Here is a 6631-nt window from a genome sequence, read left to right on the forward strand (position 1 = left end):
CGCTGTCGCGCGTCAGGCGAACAGCACGGTCGGCCCGTAGTCGGCGAGGCCCTCGATCGGCTGGGCGCGATCGGTGATGATCTGGCCGACCTCCTCGATCGCCGCGACCTTCGCCAGCGCGCGGGAGCCGAACTTGGAGCTGTCGGCGACCACGATCGACGCGGCGGCGGCCCGGATCATCGCCCGCTTGATCGGGATCTCCAGGGTGTTGGTGTTGGTGATGCCCGCGGTCGGATCGATCGCGTCGGCCCCGAGGAAGGCCCAGTCGGCCGAGTAGTCGGACAGGAAGTCGACGGCCCGCTCGCCGACCAGCGTGTACACCGAGCCGAGCAGCTCGCCGCCGGTCACCAGCAGCCGGACGTTCGGCAGGGTGGCCGTGTACTTGCCGATGCGCAGATCGTTGGTGATGATGGTCAGCCCCTGCTTGTGGCGCAGCTCCAGCGCGATCTGATAGGTGGTCGACCCGCTGTCGAGGATCACCGTCTGACCGTCGCGCACGTCGGCCGCAGCCGCCCGCGCGATCGCGACCTTCTCCTGCCGCCGCTCGCTCTCCTTCACCGCATACGGGATGTCGCTCGGGGCTGCCGCGATGCGCGCGCCGCCGTGCGTTCGCTCGGCCTGCCCGGACCGGGCCAACGCGTCGAGGTCGCGGCGGATCGTGGAGGCGTCGACGCCGAGCTCGCGCGACAGTGCCGCAGCTTCGACGTAGTTGTCGATCTGCAAGCGGCGCAGGATCTCCCGCCGACGGTCGTCGGCGATCATCGAACGCACGCTCGTCGGTGCGAAGGCAATTCAAGCATGAGTGAATCTTGACACACCCTGAAGCTCGGTGCATGATTTCGTGCATTGGCTGCGCGAATCCGCGCATTAGTGCAATCTTCCGTGTAGCGATGTGGAGGAGTCTTCTGTGGAGATCGGATTGGTCGGCCTCGGCCGAATGGGCGCGAACATGCGCGATCGACTGCGTGCGGCCGGACACACGGTGATCGGCTACGACGCCTCACCCGGCGTCGGCGACGTCGACTCGCTCGACGGTCTGGTGGAACGACTCGCCGAACCGCGTCTGATCTGGACGATGGTTCCGGCCGGCGCGGCGACCCGCGAGGTGATCGGCCGACTCGGCGACCTGCTTACCGCCGGTGACCTGGTCATCGACGGCGGCAACTCCCGATTCACCGACGACGAGGCGCACGCCGCGGACCTCTCCGCCAAGGGCGTCGCCTACCTGGACTGCGGCGTCTCCGGTGGCGTCTGGGGCCGCACCGAGGGATACGGCCTGATGGTCGGAGGCGCCGAGCGCGACGTGGAACGCGCCATGCCCGTCTTCGACGCCCTGCGGCCCGCCGGCCCGCGCGAGCACGGATTCGTGCACGCCGGCCCGACCGGCGCCGGCCACTACGCCAAAATGGTGCACAACGGCATCGAGTACGGACTCATGCAGGCCTACGCCGAAGGCTACGAGCTGCTGGCGGCCGAACCCAGGATCACCGCGCCCGACAAGGTGCTGGGCGCCTGGCAGTCCGGCACCGTCGTGCGCTCCTGGCTGCTGGAACTCCTGGTCGCCGCGCTGGCGCAGGATCCGGAACTGGCCGCGATCAGCGGCTACACCGAAGACTCCGGGGAAGGGCGGTGGACCGTCGAGGAGGCGATCGGTCACGCCGTGCCGACCCCGGTCATCGCCGCGGCGCTGTTCGCCCGCTTCTCCTCGCGGCAGGAGCAATCGCCGGCGATGAAGGCCGTCTCGGCACTGCGCAACCAATTCGGGGGACATCACGTCTACACCAACTCGGAGGCAACGCAATGATCAAGCTCGGATACAAGGCGTCGGCGGAGCAGTTCGCCCCGCGTGAACTGGTCGAACTGGCAGTGCTGGCCGAACAGCACGGAATGGACTCGGCGACGGTCTCCGACCACTTCCAGCCGTGGCGCCACAACGGCGGGCACGCGCCCTTCTCGATCTCGTGGATGACGGCGGTCGGGGAGCGGACCGAGCGGATCCAACTGGGCACCTCGGTGATGACCCCGACCTTCCGCTACAACCCGGCGGTGGTCGCGCAGGCCTTCGCCACCATGGGCTGCCTGTATCCCGACCGGGTCATGCTGGGCGTCGGCACCGGCGAAGCGCTCAACGAGATCGCCACCGGGTTCGACGGCGACTGGCCCGCGTTCAAGGAGCGGTTCGCACGGCTGCGGGAAGCCGTCGCCCTGATGCGCGAGCTGTGGCGCGGCGACCGCGTCGACTTCACCGGCGAGTACTACAAGACCAAGGGCGCCTCGATTTACGACGTCCCTGAGTCGGGCTCGATCCCGGTCTACATCGCCGCCGGCGGGCCGGTCGTCGCACGGTACGCCGGTCGGGCAGGCGACGGTTTCATCTGCACGTCGGGCAAGGGGATGGACCTGTACACCGAGAAGCTGATGCCCGCCGTCGCCGAGGGCGCCGCGAAGGTCGACCGCAGCGTCGACGACATCGACCGGATGATCGAGATCAAGCTCTCGTACGACACCGATCCGCAAGCGGCGCTGGACAATACGCGATTCTGGGCGCCGCTGTCGCTGACGCCGGAGCAGAAGCACAGCATCGAGGACCCGATCGAGATGGAAGCTGCGGCGGACGCCCTCCCGATCGAGCAGATCGCCAAGCGGTGGATCGTCGCCGCCGACCCCGACGAGGCCGTCGCACAGATCAAGCCGTACCTCGACGCGGGCCTGAACCACCTGGTCTTCCATGCTCCCGGGCACGACCAGCGACGCTTCCTGGAACTGTTCGAGCGCGACCTGGCACCCCGGCTGCGGGCGCTGGCATGAGCATCGCGCACAACGGCGCCTGGCCGGGCCTGACCGAGCATCGCGACGCGATCGCCTCCCGCAGCATCCGCGACCTGTTCGCCGCCGACCCCGATCGCGCGCAGGCGCTGTCGGTGACCGCGGGCGAACTCTACATCGACTACAGCAAGCATCGGATCGACGCGCAGACCCTCGGCCTGCTGCGCCGACTGGCCGACGAGACCGGCCTGATCGCCAAGCGGGACGCGATGCTGCGCGGCGACCGGATCAACGTCTCCGAGGATCGCCCGGTGCTCCACGTCGCGCTCCGCAAGCGCCGCGACGAACAGGTGTACGTCGACGGCCACGATGTGATGCCCGACGTGCACGCCGTGCTGGACGCGATGGGCGAGTTCACCGATCGGCTGCGCGCCGGCACGTGGACCGGCGCCGACGGTCGCGCGATCACCACCGTCGTCAACATCGGGATCGGCGGCTCCGACCTGGGGCCGGTCATGGTGCACCGCGCGCTGCGCAGCTACTGCGACGGGCCCGACGTGCGGTTCGTGTCCAACGTCGACCCCGCCGACCTGCTGGCGACGCTGTCGGACCTCGACCCGGCGACCACCCTGTTCGTCGTCGTGTCGAAGACCTTCTCCACCTTCGAGACCATGGCCAACGCGCACGCCGCCCGCCGCTGGCTGGTCGAGGCCCTCGGTGAGGACGCGGTGGCCCGGCACTTCGTGGCGGTGTCGACCGACCTCGCGCGAGTGGCCGACTTCGGGATCGAGCCGTCGAACGTCTTCGGATTCTGGGACTGGGTCGGCGGCCGCTACTCGGTGGCATCGGCGGTCGGACTGTCGGTGATGGCGGCGATCGGCCGTGAACGCTTCGCCGACTTCCTGGGCGGCTTCCGCACGATCGACGAGCACTTCGCGACCGCGCCGATCGAGGCCAACGCGCCGATGATCCTGGGACTGCTGAGCGTCTGGTACGCGAGCGTCCTGAACGCCGATGCGCGGGCCGTACTGCCGTACGCCGACGACCTGGCCCGCCTGCCCGCCTACCTGCAGCAGCTCGCGATGGAGTCGAACGGTAAGTCGGTGCGCGGCGACGGCAGCCCGGTCGGCGTGCCGACCGGCGAGGTGATCTGGGGTGAGGCGGGCACCAACGGACAGCACGCCTTTTACCAGTTGCTGCATCAGGGAACGCGGCTGATCCCCGCCGACTTCATCGGCTTCGTGAACGCCGACGAGGACTTCGCGTCGCTGGATCCGACCGCGACGATGCACGAGGTGCTCACGGCCAACATGTTCGCGCAGTCACGGGTGCTGGCCTTCGGCAAGACGTGCGCGGAGGTGATCGCCGACGGCGTCGAACCGCGGCTGGCGCCGCACAAGGTGATGCCGGGCGACCGGCCGTCGACGACGATCCTGGCGCCCCGGCTGACGCCGTCGACCCTGGGGCAGTTGATCGCCCTCTACGAGCACCAGGTCTTCGTGCAGGGCGCGGTGTGGGGCATCGACTCATTCGATCAGTGGGGAGTGGAACTCGGCAAGACGTCGGCGGTCGAACTCGCGCCGGCGCTCGCGGCGGGCGGGGGCCCGACCGCCGAGATGGACGGTTCCACCCGCGCGCTGGTCGCGGCGTTCTGGGAACAGCGGCGCTGAACGGACCGGACCGTCCGACGGGTCACCGCTGCCTGACCCCGGCAGACAGCGGTGACGATGCCCAGCGGATTCGCCTTACGCTCCGTTCTGAGCGAATGCCGGCAGGTCAGATGCTGCCGGGGATGTCAGCCGGAGGTCCTCGTGGAGGTGCTCACCGGTGACGGTGTCGAGCGGAAACGCCTCCATCGACGTTCCGACGCCGTTGAGACCGTCGGCGGTGGTCCAGCGAACCATGGCATGCCCGGTCGGCGTGCAGCCGTAGGGAACCCAGTTGTTGTAAGCGCTGGGCTCGCCGACCATCGCGTGCACGCCGCCGTTCTCGTCGGTGACGCTCAGCTGCAGTTTCGCCGGATACAGGCCTCGGTGGTCGATCGTCAGGGAGCCGTCGACGCCACCGATGAGCTCGCCGTCCTTGACGACGTAGCCGTGCTTGAAGACGTGCTGCGCACCGTCGGGGCGGGACGGATCGAACTCCCAGATCGACTGCACCACGTAGTCGTCGGCGAAATGCGCGTTCACGTAACCCATCGGGCGCATCCCGCGCTCGGGCCGCGGTCCCCAGCTGTGGTCCTGGGTGGCCAGGCAGTTCACCTGATGCTCCTGTCCGCGCACCTTCACGGTGCCGGTCACTCGCGTGGTCAGGTCGAAGTGTCCCGCGTAGGCGGTGCCGAACCCGCTGTGCTCAATCGCCTGTTCGCGGCTGGCCCGCGCCATCGGATCGATGTCCGGGTCATGGATGTCGTACGGTTCGTGGATTCCCGACAGGTCCAGGTGAAGTTCCGTGTCGTCGACTCCGACGTAGTCGAGGCGGAAGGTCCTCGGATCGACGGCCTCGAACGACAACCCGTTGGCGAGGGTGAACCTCTGCAGCTCGGCGGGGGCGGTCAGATGGTTCTGGATGTCGATGTAGCGGGCGTCGAACATCTCGCGCGAGCAGCGGTCGATGAACTCGACGTCGCACGTCATCGCACCGGATCCCGCGCGAAACACCATGTAGACCCAGGCGTAGAGGTTGGCCTCCGGCACATAGAGGCCGAGCCAGTACGTCTCACCCCACTCATGGTCGACGTCGGCGGGGGTCTGGTAGCGGAGGTTGGCTTCGGTGATCACTGACTGGTTCCTGCTTTCGTGGAGTGGGTGGCGCGAAAGTCCGCGAGGACGTCGCTGACGGCGGGGAGACCTGCATCGGCGTCGTAGCCGAACGAGGCGAAGAAGGCCCGGTCGCGGAAGGACTGAGCCCGTTCCGATTCGAGGATGATCAGTGTCGATTCGTGCACGGCCTGCGCAGTTCCGACCACGCCCTGCGCCTCGACGAACTCGGCGATCGACTCGGCCAGACGCCGATGGTGCGCGCGCAGAGCCTCGATCTGGTCGGGGACGGGTTCGCCGACGATGCCCCGAAGCGCCTCCGCGGCCTCAGTACTCGCCGGGTCGGCGGATGCGGCGTCGACGAGTCTGCGCGCGAGCCGCCGAGTGTGTTCGTGCTCCAGGCGTTCGTACTCGTCGCTGTGTGACAGCTGGGTCCGCAGCGCCTGAATGTGGCCGGCGAGAAGCTGTGCCTGCTCGAAGGCGAAGGGGTTCTCCTGTACCGCGGGCATGAGGGCGTCGGTGACCGCGCTCATCATGCTGGCCAGGCGGATGTCGACCGAGACGATCATGCCGCCACCTCCCCAAGGATCATGTCGCACAGGGTGGTCGAGAATCGGTACCCGACCGGCGCCATCCACGACAGCATCACGTCTTGGTGGTTGGCTCCGTCGCGTGCGGCCTTGACGGACGTCGCGAGCGTTATCGCATACGACTTGTACGCGCAGTAGATCTCGTACCAGCGCAGGGTTCTCGGGTTCACGGTGCGGCCGGACGCCGTCTCGTACGCTGCGATGAGTTCGTCGCGCGGCATCAGCCCACAGATCAGGTCTTCGCCGTCCTGGTGCGTCGAGTACAGCTCCTGGAGCATCCAGCCGAGGTCCTCGTGGAAGTCGCCGAGATGTGCCCACTCCCAGTCGAGGATTGCGGTGATCGCGCCGCTGTCCTCGTCGAACAGGAAGTTTCCGGTTCGGTAGTCGCCGGTCAAGTCCCTGGTAGTGGTGTAACTCGTTTCTGATCCTTCGTTGGTGATCAGGCGGGAAGTTGCATCAGGTCGTCTGTGGCTACCTCCGTCGTTGGGCTGGTGTCGGTGTTCAGGGTGAGGCGGC

General features: G+C 68.0%; 7 protein-coding genes. 3 read left to right on the forward strand and 4 right to left on the reverse strand.

Features of this window, described 5'->3' with window-relative positions; all coding sequences use genetic code 11:
* Positions 1-12: 12 nt before the first annotated feature.
* Positions 13-762, reverse strand: a complete 750-nt coding sequence (locus tag AAFO60_RS17490) for a DeoR/GlpR family DNA-binding transcription regulator (RefSeq protein WP_347957511.1) — start codon at positions 760-762, stop codon at positions 13-15.
* 145 nt (positions 763-907) lie between these two features.
* Between AAFO60_RS17490 and gnd the strand changes: the two genes are divergently transcribed.
* Genes gnd through pgi form a run of 3 tightly spaced genes read left to right on the forward strand, consistent with a single transcriptional unit; the run spans position 908 to position 4436 of the window.
* Positions 908-1804 carry a phosphogluconate dehydrogenase (NAD(+)-dependent, decarboxylating) gene (gnd, locus tag AAFO60_RS17495; RefSeq protein WP_347957512.1) on the forward strand — a complete coding sequence of 299 codons (897 nt, stop codon included), beginning with the start codon at positions 908-910 and terminating at the stop codon, positions 1802-1804.
* Entirely contained in the window at positions 1801-2808 is a 1008-nt protein-coding gene (gene fgd / locus AAFO60_RS17500) for a glucose-6-phosphate dehydrogenase (coenzyme-F420) (protein ID WP_347957513.1), read from the forward strand. Before gnd ends, fgd begins: the two co-directional genes overlap by 4 nt.
* Positions 2805-4436, forward strand: coding sequence for a glucose-6-phosphate isomerase (gene pgi / locus AAFO60_RS17505; protein ID WP_347957514.1), 1632 nt, complete (start codon positions 2805-2807; stop codon positions 4434-4436). The genes fgd and pgi overlap by 4 nt, the downstream gene beginning before the upstream one ends.
* Before the next feature lie 75 nt (positions 4437-4511).
* On the opposite strand, the gene AAFO60_RS17510 is transcribed toward pgi, so the two are convergent.
* Genes AAFO60_RS17510 through AAFO60_RS17520 form a run of 3 tightly spaced genes read right to left on the reverse strand, consistent with a single transcriptional unit; the run spans position 4512 to position 6510 of the window.
* Positions 4512-5546, reverse strand: a complete 1035-nt coding sequence (locus tag AAFO60_RS17510) for a DUF7065 domain-containing protein (protein WP_347957515.1) — start codon at positions 5544-5546, stop codon at positions 4512-4514.
* Positions 5543-6094 (reverse strand): hypothetical protein, encoded by a 552-nt coding sequence (locus AAFO60_RS17515; protein ID WP_347957516.1) that lies wholly within the window; start codon positions 6092-6094, stop codon positions 5543-5545. The genes AAFO60_RS17510 and AAFO60_RS17515 overlap by 4 nt, the downstream gene beginning before the upstream one ends.
* A complete protein-coding gene (locus AAFO60_RS17520; protein ID WP_347957517.1) occupies positions 6091-6510 on the reverse strand; it encodes a phosphotransferase in 420 nt (139 codons plus the stop codon). The genes AAFO60_RS17515 and AAFO60_RS17520 overlap by 4 nt, the downstream gene beginning before the upstream one ends.
* Positions 6511-6631 lie beyond the last annotated feature (121 nt).

This window comes from Gordonia aichiensis (assembly GCF_039946255.1).
GTDB classification, from domain to species: Bacteria; Actinomycetota; Actinomycetes; order Mycobacteriales; family Mycobacteriaceae; genus Gordonia; species Gordonia aichiensis_A.

Coding starts and splice junctions, on each gene's coding strand:
- AAFO60_RS17515 (WP_347957516.1), bottom strand. CDS start 6,094: ATGATCGTCTCGGTCGACATCCGCCTGGCCAGCATGATGAGCGCGGTC.
- fgd (WP_347957513.1), top strand. CDS start 1,801: ATGATCAAGCTCGGATACAAGGCGTCGGCGGAGCAGTTCGCCCCGCGT.
- pgi (WP_347957514.1), top strand. CDS start 2,805: ATGAGCATCGCGCACAACGGCGCCTGGCCGGGCCTGACCGAGCATCGC.
- AAFO60_RS17490 (WP_347957511.1), bottom strand. CDS start 762: ATGATCGCCGACGACCGTCGGCGGGAGATCCTGCGCCGCTTGCAGATC.